At 67.0% G+C, this 14,993-nt stretch carries 12 protein-coding genes and 1 other RNA gene; 4 read left to right on the top strand and 9 right to left on the bottom strand.

Going from position 1 to position 14,993, the window contains the following annotated elements:
• Positions 1–87: 87 nt before the first annotated feature.
• Both G5V65_RS16580 and G5V65_RS16575 read right to left on the bottom strand, forming a co-directional pair.
• The gene (locus G5V65_RS16580; RefSeq protein ID WP_165052235.1) at positions 88–1,488 is read right to left on the bottom strand and encodes an aspartate aminotransferase family protein; all 1,401 of its coding nucleotides are present in this window, start codon (positions 1,486–1,488) and stop codon (positions 88–90) included.
• A gap of 190 nt (positions 1,489–1,678) precedes the next feature.
• A complete protein-coding gene (locus G5V65_RS16575; RefSeq protein WP_165052232.1) occupies positions 1,679–2,341 on the bottom strand; it encodes a GntR family transcriptional regulator in 663 nt (220 codons plus the stop codon).
• A 193-nt stretch (positions 2,342–2,534) separates the two neighbouring features.
• On the opposite strand from G5V65_RS16575, the gene G5V65_RS16570 reads away from it, so the two are divergent.
• Both G5V65_RS16570 and G5V65_RS16565 read left to right on the top strand, forming a co-directional pair.
• A complete protein-coding gene (locus G5V65_RS16570) occupies positions 2,535–3,590 on the top strand; it encodes a sugar phosphate isomerase/epimerase family protein (RefSeq protein ID WP_165052230.1) in 1,056 nt (351 codons plus the stop codon).
• Positions 3,591–3,669: 79 nt separating this feature from the next.
• Positions 3,670–4,845 carry a Gfo/Idh/MocA family protein gene (locus G5V65_RS16565; protein WP_165052228.1) on the top strand — a complete coding sequence of 392 codons (1,176 nt, stop codon included), beginning with the start codon at positions 3,670–3,672 and terminating at the stop codon, positions 4,843–4,845.
• A 21-nt stretch (positions 4,846–4,866) separates the two neighbouring features.
• On the opposite strand, the gene G5V65_RS16560 is transcribed toward G5V65_RS16565, so the two are convergent.
• The 6 genes from G5V65_RS16560 to G5V65_RS16535 form a co-directional block, all read right to left on the bottom strand.
• Positions 4,867–6,000: an NUDIX domain-containing protein gene (locus G5V65_RS16560; protein WP_165052225.1), complete on the bottom strand. Its 1,134-nt coding sequence runs from the start codon at positions 5,998–6,000 to the stop codon at positions 4,867–4,869.
• A 32-nt stretch (positions 6,001–6,032) separates the two neighbouring features.
• The gene (locus G5V65_RS16555) at positions 6,033–6,473 is read right to left on the bottom strand and encodes a TrgA family protein (RefSeq protein ID WP_165052223.1); all 441 of its coding nucleotides are present in this window, start codon (positions 6,471–6,473) and stop codon (positions 6,033–6,035) included.
• Between the two features lie 9 nt (positions 6,474–6,482).
• A complete protein-coding gene (locus tag G5V65_RS16550) occupies positions 6,483–7,697 on the bottom strand; it encodes an SAM-dependent methyltransferase (protein ID WP_165052221.1) in 1,215 nt (404 codons plus the stop codon).
• 116 nt (positions 7,698–7,813) lie between these two features.
• Positions 7,814–9,232 (bottom strand): cryptochrome/photolyase family protein, encoded by a 1,419-nt coding sequence (locus tag G5V65_RS16545; protein ID WP_165052218.1) that lies wholly within the window; start codon positions 9,230–9,232, stop codon positions 7,814–7,816.
• Between the two features lie 67 nt (positions 9,233–9,299).
• Positions 9,300–10,529: an aminotransferase class V-fold PLP-dependent enzyme gene (locus G5V65_RS16540; RefSeq protein WP_165052216.1), complete on the bottom strand. Its 1,230-nt coding sequence runs from the start codon at positions 10,527–10,529 to the stop codon at positions 9,300–9,302.
• Between the two features lie 201 nt (positions 10,530–10,730).
• On the bottom strand, positions 10,731–11,720 hold the full coding sequence (locus G5V65_RS16535; RefSeq protein WP_165052214.1) for an MDR family oxidoreductase: 990 nt from the start codon (positions 11,718–11,720) through the stop codon (positions 10,731–10,733).
• 219 nt (positions 11,721–11,939) lie between these two features.
• On the opposite strand from G5V65_RS16535, the gene G5V65_RS16530 reads away from it, so the two are divergent.
• Positions 11,940–12,992, top strand: coding sequence for an ABC transporter substrate-binding protein (locus tag G5V65_RS16530; protein WP_165052211.1), 1,053 nt, complete (start codon positions 11,940–11,942; stop codon positions 12,990–12,992).
• 65 nt (positions 12,993–13,057) lie between these two features.
• Positions 13,058–13,413, top strand: a transfer-messenger RNA (tmRNA) gene (gene ssrA, locus G5V65_RS16525).
• A gap of 136 nt (positions 13,414–13,549) precedes the next feature.
• On the opposite strand, the gene G5V65_RS16520 is transcribed toward ssrA, so the two are convergent.
• The gene (locus G5V65_RS16520; protein WP_165052210.1) at positions 13,550–14,971 is read right to left on the bottom strand and encodes an FAD-binding oxidoreductase; all 1,422 of its coding nucleotides are present in this window, start codon (positions 14,969–14,971) and stop codon (positions 13,550–13,552) included.
• Between the last annotated feature and the right edge of the window lie 22 nt (positions 14,972–14,993).

Raw genomic sequence — 14,993 nt, 5'->3', positions numbered from 1 at the left:
TCAACGAAAGTTGGAGAAGGTCACCGCCACGGAAAAAGCCCGCCCCAGCTGCTGGCAGGAGCGGGCTTTCACAACAATATCCGCGGGTTACTCTGCCTTGGCGACCAAAAGGCCGTCGGCCTTCAGCCCGGCATAGCTTTCGTCCAGCGATTTCGTCGCGCGCTCGATCAGCGTGTCGATCTCGTCGGTCGTGATCACCAGCGGCGGCGAGATGATCATCCGGTCGCCCACATGGCGCATGATCAGGTTGTTGGCAAAGCAGCGCTCGCGCGTCCGCAGGCCCACCGTCCCGGCCTCGCTCGCGAATTTCGCCCGCTTGGCCTTTTCCGGCGTCAGCGCGATGGATCCCATCAGCCCCACCAGCTTCGCCTCGCCCACCAGCGGATGATCCGCCAGCGCCGCCCAGCGTTCGGCCAGATAGGGGTTGGCCACATCGCGCACATGCTCGATGATGCCCTCTTCCTGGATGATCCGCAGGTTTTCCAAGGCAACCGCCGCCGCCACCGGATGGCCGGAATAGGTATAGCCGTGGAAGAATTCGCCCCCCTCGGCCACCACCGCCGCCACCTCGTCACAGACGATGGACCCGCCGATGGGCTGATAGCCGGAGGACAGCCCCTTCGCGATGGTCATGATATGCGGCTTGATGCCAAAGGTCTGCGACCCGAACCAGTTGCCCGTGCGGCCAAAGCCGGTGATGACCTCGTCCGCAATCAGCAGGATCCCGTATTTGTCGCAGATGCGCTGGATTTCCGGCCAATAGGTCGCCGGCGGCACGATCACGCCGCCCGCGCCCTGGATCGGTTCCCCGATGAAGGCCGCGACCTTGTCCGCGCCCAGTTCCAGGATCTTCTCTTCCAGCTGCTTGGCGCGGGCCAGTCCGAACTCCGCCTCGCCCATCTCGCCGCCCTCGCCCCACCAATAGGGCTGGTCGATATGCTCGATCCCGTCGATCTTGCCGCCATGGGCATGGATCGGCGCCATGCCGCCAAGGCTGCCGCCCCCCATGGTGGACCCGTGATAGCCATTCTTGCGCGCGATGATCACGCGCCGCTCGGGCTGCCCCTTCACCTGCCAATAGCGGCGCACAAGGCGGATATTCGTATCATTCGCCTCGGACCCCGAGCCTGCGAAGAACACATGGTTCAGATCGCCCGGCGCGATCTCGGCGATCTTGGCCGCCAGCGCGATGGCGGGCACATGGGTGGTCTGGAAGAAGGTGTTGTAATAGGCCAGCTCTTCCATCTGCCGCGCCGCGACCTCGGCCAGCTCCTTGCGGCCATAGCCGATGTTCACGCACCACAGCCCTGCCATTCCGTCCAGGATCTGCTTGCCTTCGCTGTCTGTCAGCCAGACGCCCTTGCCCCGGGTGATGACCCGCGCCCCCTTGGCGGCCAGACCGTTCGAATCGGTGAACGGGTGCATGTGATGCGCCGCGTCCAGCGCCTGCAATTCGGCGGTCGGCATGTGGTTGGTGATCATGTTCATGGCAAGGCCCTCGCGGAATCAGCGGCCCGCCGGAAGGGCAGGCTTCCCGATCACCTTATGATCAAAACCGCCCGCCTTCAAGAAATTTGATCAAATTCCGCCACTCACCCTTCCTCCGGCCCTTCATCCTGGTCCAAATACCCTGGGGTCCGGGGCAAGGCCCCGGGGGCCGGGGCCGGGCGATCCCGCCTCAGACCCCGCCTTCCGCCTGGGCCTGGCGGATCTGGTCGATCCCCTGCTGGATGTCATTCTCGATCGCCCGCGCCAGCGCCGCGTGATCGCCCGCCCGCATCGCGGCCAGCGCCTCTTCGTGCCGGTCCGGCAGGGCCGAGGCCCCATAGCGCGCGCAGACCACCCGCAGCGACGGACCGAAGCGCAGCCAGAGCGACCGCGCGATATCCACAAGGATCGGCGCGTCCGACGCCTCGTAAAGCGCGAAATGGAAGGCGTGGTTGGATTCCAGATAGCCGCTCACCGCTCCGGCGCGGATGGCGCGGTCCACCTCTTCATCGATTCCCTCCAGCCGGTCGATCTGCGCGGGCGTCAGATGCCGCCCCGCCAGTTCCGCCAGCTTCGGCTCCACCGTCAGGCGCACGAAGGCGAGTTGATCGAGAAGCGCAGGCGTCAGTTCCGGCACCGCGACGCGCCGGTTGCCCTGCGGCATCAGCGCGCCTTCGGCGGTCAGCCGCCGGATCGCCTCGCGTACGGGCGTCATGCCCGCCTCCAGATCACGGATCAGCCCCTGGATCGTCACCGCCTGCCCGGGCAGCAGATGGCCGAACAGGATCATGTCCCGCAACCGGCCATAGGTCACCTCATGCGAGGGTATCTTCCGCGTCGCAGCCTCGTCCATCGGCCCTGCCCATCCACCCTGCCCTGTCACATCCGCAGACAGGTAACCTTCGGGGGCGGATTTGATCAAGTTGCAAAGCACACCCGACCGCCCCGCAGACCGGATCATTTCTCTTGCCCCGATCCCGGTGGCGCGGTCAGATGCGATGGGTTCTCCGCCCAATGCGGCGGAACCCGTCAGGGAGGGAGGCAACATGAAGACGATCAAGGGCCCCGCGCTGTTCCTTGCCCAGTTCGCGGGCGATGCAGCGCCATTCAATTCGTGGAAATCCATCACCCGCTGGGCCGCCGATTGCGGCTATGCGGGCGTGCAGGTGCCATCCTGGGATGGCCGCCTCTTCGATCTGGAAAAGGCCGCCGCCTCGCGCGATTACTGCGACGAGGTGAAGGGCATCGCCGCCGAGGCGGGCCTTGCGGTGACAGAGCTTTCCACCCACCTGCAGGGCCAGCTCGTCGCCGTCCACCCCGCCTATGACACGGCCTTCGACGGCTTCGCCGCCCCCGCCGTGCGCGGCAACCCCAAGGCGCGGGCCGAATGGGCAGTGGATCAGGTGAAGAAGGCGCTCACCGCGTCACGCAATCTGGGCCTTTCCGCCCATGCCACCTTTTCCGGCGCGCTGGCCTGGCCCTATGTCTATCCTTGGCCCCAGCGCCCGGCGGGCCTGATCGAAGAGGCCTTCGACGAACTCGCCCGCCGCTGGCGCCCCATCCTGGACCATGCCGAAGAGATGGGGGTGGATGTCTGCTATGAAATCCATCCTGGCGAAGACCTGCATGATGGGGCCAGCTACGAGATGTTCCTGGATCGCGTGAAGGGCCATGCGCGCGCCTGCATGCTCTACGATCCCTCGCATTACGTCCTGCAACATCTTGATTATCTGGAACATATCGACATCTACCATGACCGGATCCGGATGTTCCACGTCAAGGATGCGGAACTGAACCCGACCGGACGGCAGGGCGTCTATGGCGGTTACCAGTCCTGGGCCAACCGCGCCGGCCGCTTCCGCAGCCCCGGCGACGGGCAGGTGGATTTCGTCGGCATCTTCTCGAAGCTCACGCAATACGGCTTTGACGGCTGGGCCGTGGTGGAATGGGAATGCTGCCTCAAACACCCCGAGGACGGCGCGCGCGAAGGGGCGGACTTCGTCCGCAACCACATCATCCGCGTGACCGAGAAGGCCTTTGACGATTTCGCCGATGCGGGCACCGACCGCGCCGCGAACCGGCGGATGCTGGGCCTGGATTGAGACTGCGGGACCGGGGGTTTCACACCCCCGGACCCCCGTGGGATATTTGAAGAACAGATGAAGACAGGAGAGCAAGGGAATGGCCATTACCGGGGCACATGTCGCGCGGGCACCGCGCATCCGGCTGGGCATGGTGGGGGGCGGGCGCGATGCCTTCATCGGTGCCGTCCACCGCATCGCGGCGCGGATTGACGATCAATATGAACTGGTTGCCGGCTGTTTCTCGTCCAGCGCAGAGAAAAGCGCGGCTTCGGGCGCCGATCTTGGCGTGGATCCGCGGCGAACCTATGCCAGCTTCGCCGAGATGGCCGCGCGCGAGGCGCGTCGCAAGGACGGGATCGAGGCCGTCGCCATCGTCACCCCCAACCACATGCATGCCCCCGTGGCGATGCAGTTCCTGCGCCGGGGCATCCATGTCATCTGCGACAAGCCCCTGACCGCCACCCTGCCCGAGGCAAAGCGTCTGGCCAGGGCGGCCGAGGCGTCGGGCGTCGTCTTCGCGCTGACCCACAACTATACCGGCTATCCGATGATCCGGCAGGCCGCGGCGATGGTCCGCAACGGCGATCTGGGCGAGATCCGCGTGGTGCAGGTGGAATACGCGCAGGACTGGCTGGCCGATCCCATCGAGGCCTCGGGCCAGAAACAGGCCGACTGGCGCACCGATCCTGCCCGCACCGGGGCGGGCGGATCGACCGGCGATATCGGCACCCATGCCTTCAATCTGGCGGCCTTCGTGACGGGGCTGGAACTCGACAGCCTCGCCGCCGATCTGCAAAGCTTCGTGCCCGGTCGCCGCGTCGATGACAACGGCCATGTCCTTCTGCGCTACAAGGGTGGCGCGCGGGGCATGCTGTGGTGTTCGCAGGTGGCCGCGGGTTGCGAGAACGGGTTGCGCCTGCGGGTCTATGGCACGAAAGCCGGTCTTGAATGGGCGCAGGAAGACCCGAACTATCTCTGGGTCGGCCCGCTGAACCAGCCGAAATACCGCATCACGCGCGGCGGGGCCGGTTCCGGCCCCGAAGCGGGCCGCGTCACCCGTGTGCCGCCCGGCCACCCGGAAGGCTATCTGGAAGGTTTCGCCAATATCTATGCCGAAGCCGCCCGCGCCATCCTTGCCCGCCGCGACGGCAGCACGCTTGACCCCGCCGTCACCTTCCCGGGCCTGAAGGAGGGGCTGGAGGGTGTGGCCTTCGTCGATGCCTGCGTGCGCTCTTCGAAACGCAACGGGGCCTGGGTCACCCTCGCGCTGTAAGGCGATCCTGCGTGGCGGGGGTCAGCCCCCCGCCCGCAGGCGGCCCCGTTCGCGCTGCAACCACAGCGCCGTCAGGATCAGCGGCGCATTGGCGATCTCGCCACTGGCGACCAGGTCCATCATCCGGTCGAAGCCGATCAGGTGGCCGCGGATATCCTCGGCCTCTTCCGCTTCGCCAAAGACACCCGCCACCCCATCGGGCAGGTCGGCCAGCCCGACATAGGAATAGAGATATTCGGTGATGATCCCCGGGCTGGGATAATAGCCCGCCACGGGCAGCAAGGCCCCCAGCCGCAACCCCGCCTCTTCCATCGCCTCGCGTCGGCCCGCCTCCTCGGGGCTTTCGCCCGGGTCGATCCGCCCGGCGATCGCCTCAAGCTGCCAGGCCCCCTGATCGCCCCGCGCCATCGGCCCGGCGCGGAACTGTTCCACCAGCAGCACCCGGTCGCGCTGCGGATCATAGGGCAGCACCGTCACCGCATCGCAGGACACAAAGACCGCCCGCTCCACCGGCGCGCCCATCCGCCCGTCGAACTGCCGCCAGGCGACGCGCCAATCCTCTACCGCGAAGAATTTCGCATAGGGCGCCTCACGCGACAGAACCGCGACATCTTCCGGCCCGGCCCTGCGTCGCAGCGCCGCCTCCTGCCCGCCCTGATGCGCCCGCAGGCGGCTTGCCGCGCGCACCGTCATCGGCCCGCGCCGCGCCGCCACCGAAGCGGCGGGCATCCGGCCCATCAGCGCCATGCAATCCCCCGCCGTCTCTACCGCTGCCGCGGCGAAACGCGCCTCCCATGCCGCCAGGTCCCAATCCGCCCCTGGCGCAATCGCGGCACCCTCGGGGAAATAGACCCGCGCCACGGCCACCCGCCCGGCATCGGCCCCGGTCGCGACCGTGACCCCGGTCTCGCGCCAGCCATAGCCAAAACCGCCTTCATAGAAATCCAGCCGCGCCGCCTCGGCCTCGGTCAGTCCCTCAAGGAGAAGCCCCCGCGCCGCCTGCCCCGGCGCGGCCAGGATCACCGGATGATCCCCGCCCTGCGCCCAGGCGACACGATAATCGGCGAGCATCGCCGCGCGGGCATCGGCAGGCCGCCCCAGAACCCGCTCCAGCAAGGGAGCGTGGCACAGGGTGCCATAGAAGAAATAGTTCAATCCGTCCTCGTCACTTCCCGGATCCGCCCGGATCAGCGCCAGCGCCGACCGGCGGATTCCGTCACCATGCCCGCCACCGCCCCGCCGATCAGAAGCGTGGCGATCACCGGAACCGATATCATCATCCCCCCGAATTCAAGGAAGCGGTGGACGATGTCCAGGACCGCATCCATGGGCCCGCGATAGCGCCCCCGCATCGCAGTATCCCACATCGTTCCCACCGCAAAGGCCACCAGCACGACCAGCGCCGCCGTGACCGCCGTCCGCATCCCCGTTGCCGCCGCTTCGGCAAAGCGCGCCCGCGCCGCGGCACCCGACACGAACCACCCGCAGATGGCCGCCAGCAGGATGGAGACGGGATAGAGATATCCCACCCTCTGACTGTCAGGCATCACGCCTTCCAGCACGATGCACACCACCCATGCCAGAAAGCCAAAACACAGTGCGGCTACCAGCTTTGCGGCGGTGGGCATCGGGGGGCCTCAACTCGGTCTTGTGACGGTAATCTGTGTTACGTCGCAGTTTCCGCCCTGAAACGCGCCCGCGCAAGAGGTCAGATAGAAGTTCCACATCCGGCGGAACCTTTCGTCAAAGCCGATGCGCGCCACCTCGTCCCAGCGGGTGTTGAACGTCTCGTGCCAGCGCCGCAGGGTCAGGCTGTAGCTTTCGCCGAATTCGATGGATCCCTTCACCTTCAGCCCCGCCCGCTCCACCTCGGCGCGCAGCACCGAAGGCGATGGCAGCATGCCGCCGGGGAAGATGTATTTCTGAATGAAATCAACGCCCTTGCGGTAAACCTCCCAGCGCTTGTCGGCGATGGTGATGATCTGCAACGTGGCATGGCGCCCGGGTTTCAGCCTTTCGCGCAGGCTGTCGAAATAGACCGGCCAGTATTTCTCGCCCACCGCCTCGAACATCTCGATCGAGGCGATGCCGTCATAGGTGCCGCGTTCGTCGCGGTAATCCTGCAGCTTGATCTCCACCCGGTCCGACAGGCCCGCCTTGGCCATCCGCGCCACGGCATAATCGTATTGTGCCTGCGAAATGGTCAGCCCCGTCACGCGCAAGCCGCGCTCCTTCGCGGCATATTCCGCGAATCCGCCCCAGCCGCAGCCGATCTCCAGCACATGATCGCCGGGCTTGGCCCCCATCTGATCGACCATGGACTTGTATTTCTCGGTCTGCGCGGCCTCCAGGCTTTCCTGCCCCGACCGGAAGATCGCGCTGGAATAGGTCATCGTGTCATCCAGCCACAGGCGATAGAAATCATTGCCCAGATCATAGTGATGGCTGATGTTCTTCTTCGCCTGCCTGCGGCTGTTCGATTGCAGCCAGAACCGCATCCTCTCGTAGAACCGCAAGAGGCCCATCCCCGGAAAGCCGTCATTCACGGGGTCGTTCTCGGGCAGTTGCACCAGATCCATCAGCGCCTGCAGGTCCGGGGTGGACCACCAGCCGTCCAGATAGGCGTCGCAGAAACCGAGATCCCCCTCACGGATCAGACGGGCGAAGGTATCGGCGTCATGCACCACCACCTCGCCCACCGGCCCGGCCTTGGGGGCATCGACGCGGAACCTGCGGCCGTCGGGCAGCACGAAATCAAGCCGCCCCCGCCCCATGCCCTGCAACACCTGAAAGGCCTGGGCAAAATATCGCGGCAGGCCCGATTGGCCCTTGATGCTGGTCAGAACGTCCATGAACTCCCCACGTTTCTTCTTTTTGGCTCAACAGTCACAGATACGCGCCGCGCACTCAAGGGTTTCATGCAGCCCGATGATCGGCCTGTGCCGCGAAAACCACCCCTGACGTCGCGTCACCCCTCACCGCCTCCGCGCCCCGCATAGGCGGCCAGCGCCCGCGCCCGGCCCTCGGCCAGATCGACGATCCGCCCCGGATATCCCCGCCCCGGATCAAGGCCCCAGGACAGCGGCACCGCCGCGAAGAAAGCCATCGCCTCGGCCCCCGGTGCGCGGCTCATCTCGGCGATGAAGCGGCGGCGATAAAGGCCCTTGGGATCGAACTTCTCCACCTGCGTGGCCGGGTTGAAGATGCGGAAATAGGGCGCCGCATCCGGCCCCGATCCCGCCGCCCATTGCCAGCCCATCGCATTGGCCGCCGGATCCCAGTCCGTCAGGCAATCGGCGAACCAGTCCAGCCCCAGCTTCCAATGCGTCATCAGATGCTTGGTCAGGTATGAGGCCACGATCATCCGCCCCCGATTGTGCATCGTGCCCGTCACATACATCTCGCGCATGGCGGCATCGACAAAGGGCTCGCCCGTCATGCCGCGCCGCCAGGCCTCGACCTGGGGCCCCTCGCCCGCCCAGGGAAAGCTGTCCCATTCCGCCTTCCAGTTCCGGTCAAGGATCTGGGGCGTGTGATGCATCAGATGATAGGCGAATTCGCGCCAGGCCAGTTCCTTCAGAAAGGTCTCCGCCCCTGCCGATCCCCGCAGATGCGCGGCCATCCCCGCATGCCAGACCCGCCGGATCCCGATCTCGCCATAGGTCAGATTCTCGGACAGGCGCGAGGTGCCATCCTCTGCCGGCAGGTCGCGCGCCGCGTCATAGCGCGCCACCGGCCCGGCCAGAAAGGCCTCCATCCGCGCCAGCGCGGCCTCGGCCCCAACGCGGATATGGCCCGCCACCACTGCCGCGCCGCGCCGCATCGCGGCGCCCATGCGCCAATCCTCGATCCGGTCCGACGCGGGCCAACCCTCAGGCGCGGGCAGCCGCGCAGGCGCCGGCACCGGGGCCGCCACATCGCGCCCCCGCACGGCCCGCCAATAGGGCGTGAACACCCGGTAGAACCCGCCCTGCCCGGTCTCCACCGTCCAGGGTTCGAACAGCAGATGCCCCGGATGGCTTTCGCCCAGACGCCCCTCCGCCTTCAGCCAGGACTTCACCGCCGCATCCCGCGCCTTGGCCGCCGGATCATAAAGCCGCGACCACATCACCCCCGCCGCGCCCGTCTCGGCCACCAGCGCCGCCAGAACCTCGCGCGCAGGCCCCCGCCGAAGGATCAGCCGCGATCCTGCCGCCGCCAGCCGCTCCGCGAAATGCGCCACGCCCAGCCCCAGCCGCCACTTCGCCGCAGCACCCAGCGCCTCGGTCTCGGGATCCAGGATGAAGACGGGGATCAAAGGCCGCCCCGTCGCCAGGGCCGCCGTCAGCATCGGCAGGTCGTCCAGCCGCAAATCGCGGCGGAACCACAGGATCAGGGGGGAGGTCATGCGCGCATTCTGTTTCGTTTACCCATGGATACGCGCAAGACACCCCGTCGGATCACAGCACCCCCGATCACAGCACCCTGTCCAGCGCCGCGATCAGCCGCGCCACATCCTCGGCCCCGGTGTAATGCACCGCGCTCATCCGCAGCACGCCTTTCTCCAGATCGACGCCCATCGCCGTCAGCGGCCGCACGGCATAGAAATCCCCCGCCCAGCAGGCAATCCCCATGCGCCCAAGCTCTTCCGAAACCGGCTCCGCCGCGCGGCCCAGATCGACCGCCACCGTCGGCGCGCGCCGGGCCGCATCGCGCGGCCCGATCAGCCGCACATCGTTTCGCGCCGCCAGATAGTCCAGAAGCGGCGCGATCACCGCCACCTCCTGCGCCCGCATCAGATCATGCACCCCGCGATTGCGCGCCGCCGCATCGCCGCCGATGCCATGCCGCGCCGCCAGCGCATCCACGTAATCGGCCATGCCCGCACAGGCCGCGATCTGCGCATGATCCGGCCCCGCCGGGGTGAACCGCTTGTAAAGCGTGTCATTGTTGAAGAAATGCGCCTGCCCCGGCAATTCCATGCCAAAGGCTTCACGGATCACCATGATCCCCTGATGCGGCCCATAGGTCTTGTAGGCCGAGAAAAGATAGACATCGCAGCCCAGCGCGGGAATGTCCGGAAAGCCGTGCGGCGCATAGCTGACCCCGTCCACCACCGTCCGCGCCCCTGCCTCGCGCGCAAGGGCGCAGATCGCCGTCACATCGTTCAACTCGGCCACCACGTTGGAGCAATGCGGAAAACAGACCAGCCGCACCTTGCCATCGGCCAGCAGCGCCCGCAGGTCCGCCGGATCCAGCGACCCGGTCTCGGGGTCCAGCTTCCATTCGCGAACCTCGATCCCCTCATCGGCCAGCCGCCGCCAGACCCCCGAATTGGCCTCATGGTCCTGATCCGTCACCACGATGGCCAGCCCCTTGCCCGCCAGCCATTTGCGCACCGCCTGCGCCAGCACATAGGTATTGGCGCTGGTCGAGGGGCCAAAGGACACTTCCTCGCGCGCCACCCCCATCATCCCGGCCAGACGCAGCCGCGCCTCGTCCATCTCCGCGCCGCCCGCCTGCGCGCCCGGATAGGGCGCATAGGGCTGCACCTTGCGATCGGTGTAAAAGCGATGCAGCCGCTCCACCACGGCGCGGCAGGGAAAGGATCCGCCCGCATTCTCGAAAAAGGCATGGGTGGACAGCACCGGCGACTGGAAGGCCGGGAATTGCGAACGGACGAAATCAAGATCAAGCGCGGTCATCAGGGGCATCCCTTCAAGGTTCAGGTCCAACCGAACCCGGACATGCCCCGCACGGGCGGGCAGTCCCGGTCCGTGGCAGGTCTTCCAGCCAGCCCCGCGACTGTCTCTTCCCGGGGCAGAGGGGTTCGGCACCCCTCGGCGCCCTTGCTAGCGCGGCACCGTCTGCCGCTCAAGCCCCTGCCGCACCGGAACGCGGCCCCGTCAGCGCGTCACATCCACCACGACACGCCCCCGCACCTCGCCCCGCAGGATGGCCTGCCCCAGCTCCGGCAGGTCGCCAAGGCCACAGTCCTGCGTCATGGCCTCCAGCTTGTCCATCGGCAGATCCCGCGCGATCCGCGCCCATGCCCTGACCCGACGTTCATAGGGCACCAGCACCGAATTGATCCCCAGCAGGTTCACCCCCCGCAGGATGAAGGGCGACACCTTCGCCGGCAGTTCCGTTCCCCCCGCAAGACCCACCGCCGCGATCGAAGCCCCCGCCTTCATCTGCCCCAGCACCCGCGCCAGCATCGCCCCGCCCACATTGTCGATGCAGCCCGCCCAGATCTCGGATTCCAGCGTCTTGGCCACTGTCTCGGCCAGTTCCGCGCGCGGGATGATCCGCGCCGCCCCCAGCGCCCGCAGATAGGGCTCCGTCCCGGGCCGCCCCGTCACGGCGGCCACCGAATAGCCCTGCCCGGCCAGCAGCGCCACCGCGACCGACCCCACGCCCCCCGCCGCCCCGGTCACCAGAACCTCGCCCTGATCCGGGCTCAGCCCCTGCTCCTCCAGCGCCATCAGCGCCAGCATCGCGGTGAACCCGGCCGTGCCCACCGCCATGGCCTGCCGCGTCGTCATCCCCTCGGGCAGCGGCACCAGCCAGTCCGCCCGCACCCGCGCCCGCTCCGAATAGCCACCCCACCAGTTTTCGCCGACCCGCCACCCCGTCAGCACCACCCTGTCGCCGGGCCGATAGCGCGGATCGCCCGATGCCTCCACCACGCCCGCAAGGTCGATCCCCGGCACATGCGGCCAGACCCGCACCATCCCGCCCCCCGATCCCATGCACAGCGCATCCTTGTAATTCAGCGTCGAATGCGCGACTGCCACCGTCACCTCGGCCTCGGGCAGATCCCGCTCCTCCAGCCTCCTGACCGCCGCATGCGTCGCACCGCCCGCATCCCTGTCCACCACCAGCGCCCTGAACATCCCGCCTCTCCCTCGCATGCCCGCGGTACGGCCACACCTGCCTGCCGAACAGGCATTTGCGGATGGTTCCGCAGCTTTTCCGCCACCCTCCCCTTGCCGTGGCGGCAGGGAATTCCAATCTGCTTTAGGGGGTTGAGACTGACCCATCGCTGATCTAGCGTCAACGCATCGGCCGCAGGCATGGAAAAGGCGCGGCCAAACAGCAGTGAGGAAAACTTGATGAAAATGAACCGTATGCTCCTCGCCACCGCGGCGGCCGTCACGCTCCTGTCCTCGGCGGCCCGTGCCGCCGATGCCGAGATGACGGTCTTCGACTGGGCCGGCTGGGAAATCGACGGCGTCCTGACCGACTATGTCGCCAAGCATGGCGAGAAACCCACCTATTCCTTCTTCGCCGATGATGACGAAGCCTTCCAGAAGGTTTCCTCCGGCTTCAAGTCCGACGTCACCCATCCCTGCGTGGCCAGCCTGCCGCGTTACAAGGATGCCGGGCTGATCGAACCCTGGGATATCAGCCGCATCCCCGAATTCGCCAATATCAACCCGGTCCTCCTGAACTCCGCCGTGGTCAAGGATGATGCCGGCGTCTGGTTCGTGCCGACCGACTATGCCTATACCGCCGTCGCCTACAACTCGACCGAAGTCCCGGCCGAAGACGTGGCCTCGCTCAAGGTCTTTGCCGATCCGAAATATGCGGGCCGGATCTCGCTGCCGGACAATTCCGATGACATCTGGGCCCTGGCCTTCCTCGCCACCGGCGTCACCAGCTGGGACAACGTGACGGACGAACAGTTCCAGGCCGCCGCCGACTGGCTGCGCACCGTCCATCCCAATGTCCGCGCCTATTGGGCCGATCCGTCGGAACTGTCGCAGCTGATGGCCACGGGCGAGGTGCTCGTCGCCTGGTCCTGGAACGACGGCGTGGCGCTCCTGCAGGCCGAAGGCTTCCCCGTCGGCTTCAACCGCAGCCCGGCAGAAGGCGCCTCGACCTGGTTCTGCGGCTATGTGAACATGAAGGATGCGCCCGGGTCGGAAGACAAGGCCTATGACTTCATCAATTCGCTGCTCGCCCATGGCTCGGCCAAGACCCTGCTCGATGAACTGGGCTATGCCCATTCCAACAACGCCGCCATGGCCGAAGTCTCGCAGGATGAACTGAAGGCCGCCTTCGTGGATCCGGTCACCACGACGCTTCTCGCGCAGACCCCGGTCAGTGCCGAATTCCGCGAAAGGATGATCCAGGAGTTCGAGAACATCAAGGCGGGCTTCTGATCCGGCCGCAGCGAACCGACAGGGCGCCCGGGGGCAACCCCGGGCGTCTTTCATTTGCCGCGGAATGACTTGCGGCCCGCCCGCCCGGCCCCTATATCTGCTCCTGTCCGGGGCAACCCGGACTATGGCGATAAACGCACCTGTAATAGACGGCTCGGACCCGGGGGCGGTACCCGGCGGCTCCACCAGAACACCCGGTCATTGCGGGGGTAAGGGGCCGAAACAGGATCGACGAACGTTCAAAGAGGCCAGCTTTCGCTCGGTGAGGTACCACCGTTATCGGTCCAAGATCACAGTTGCCAATGACAACCGTGCTCCGGTGGCGCTGGCTGCGTAAGCGGCTCGCAATACCAAACATAAGCCCTTGCGCTTAGCCGCGTAAGGCGGGGTTCGCAGGTACCTGGCAACAGAAACCTGCACTTCCCATCTTCCAACCGTTCCGCAAGGCGTTTTCTGACACAGAAAACGCGCCGGAATTTGACACAAATTCCGGGCCCCGCACCGGGCACGCCGCAAGAAGCCCGTTTTCTGCGTCAGAAAACGGCGCGGAATTTGCGTCAAATTCCGCCCTGCCCCAGCACCGCGCCGGGGTTCAGGATGCCCAGCGGATCCAGCGCGCGCTTCACCGCCCGCATCGCCGCCAGCTTGCCCGGATCGCCATAGCGTTCCAGATCCCCCACCTTCAGCCGCCCGATGCCATGTTCGGCACTGACCGACCCGCCCATCCCGTCCACCAGATCGTGAATGCAGGTCTTGATCGCGTCGCGCTGCCCTTCGTGATCGCGGCGGCTGCGGCCCGGTGCCGGAAAGACGTTGTAATGCAGGTTGCCATCGCCCAGATGGCCAAAGCAGTTGATGCGGAAGGTCCCCATCGCCGCCAGCGCCGCATCCGCCTGCGCGATGAACCCCGCCACCTCGCTCAGCGGCAGCGAGATGTCATGCGACGACACCGCCCCGATCAGCCGGTTCGCCTCGGGGATCGTCTCGCGGATGCGCCAGATCCCCTGGCGCTGGCTTTCCGAAGCCGCGATCACCCCGTCCCGCACCAGCCCCGCCTCATCGGCCTCGGCATAGATCCCGGCCATCGCCTCCTCGGCCTCGAATCCCGACGGCAGGCCAAGTTCCAGCAGCACGCACCAATCCGGCACCACCGGGAAGGGGCAGCCGATCTCGGGCAGGGTCTCGGCCAGAAATTCGAACCCGGTCCGCTTGATCAATTCGAAGGCCGACACCATTCCCGGCAGCCGCGTCTGGCACAGCGTCAAGAGCCGCAGCGCCGCCGCCGGATCATCCACCACCAGGAGCGCCGTCACCTGCACCGCCGGGCGCGGCACCATCCGCAGCACCGCCGCGGTGATGATGCCAAGGCTGCCTTCGGCCCCGATCAGCAGGTTGCGCAGGTCATAGCCCATATTGTCCTTGCGCAGCCGCTTCAGCCCGCCCAGCACCGACCCATCCGCCAGCACCGCCTCGACCCCAAGGCACAGGTCACGCGCATTGCCATGGCGCAGCACGCCGATCCCGCCCGCATTCGTGGCCAGAACCCCGCCGATCCGCGCCGTGCCCTCGCTGGCCAGCGACAGGGGGAACATCCGCCCCGCCCCTTCCGCCGCCTCCTGCACGGCGGCCAGCGTCATCCCCGCCTCCACCTCCATCACGTTCTCGTCGGCCCATATCCCGCGCAGCGCCGCCATCCGCTCCAGCGACAGGATCACCGGCGCGGGCCCCTCTTCCTGGATCTGCCCGCCGACAAGGCCCGTCCCCCCGCCCCATGGCACGATCCCCACCCGCGCCTCGGCGCAGGCGCGCACCACGACCTGCACCTCGGCGGTGGACCGTGGCAAGGCCAGCACCCCGCCCTGCCCCCTCCAGCGCCCGCGCGGCTCTTCCAGATAGCGCGCCTCGGCATCGCGCAGGCGGCCCTCGGGCAGCAGGGCGGCCAGTCGGGCGACAAAGGCAGCATCGGCGGGGTTCAGCATCGGCAGATCTCCTTCGATGCCC

The organism is Paragemmobacter kunshanensis (assembly GCF_011059185.1).
Lineage (GTDB): Bacteria > Pseudomonadota > Alphaproteobacteria > Rhodobacterales > Rhodobacteraceae > Paragemmobacter > Paragemmobacter kunshanensis.
The sequence above is the reverse complement of the archived record's forward strand: the minus strand, read 5'-3'. Positions and strand labels throughout refer to the sequence as shown.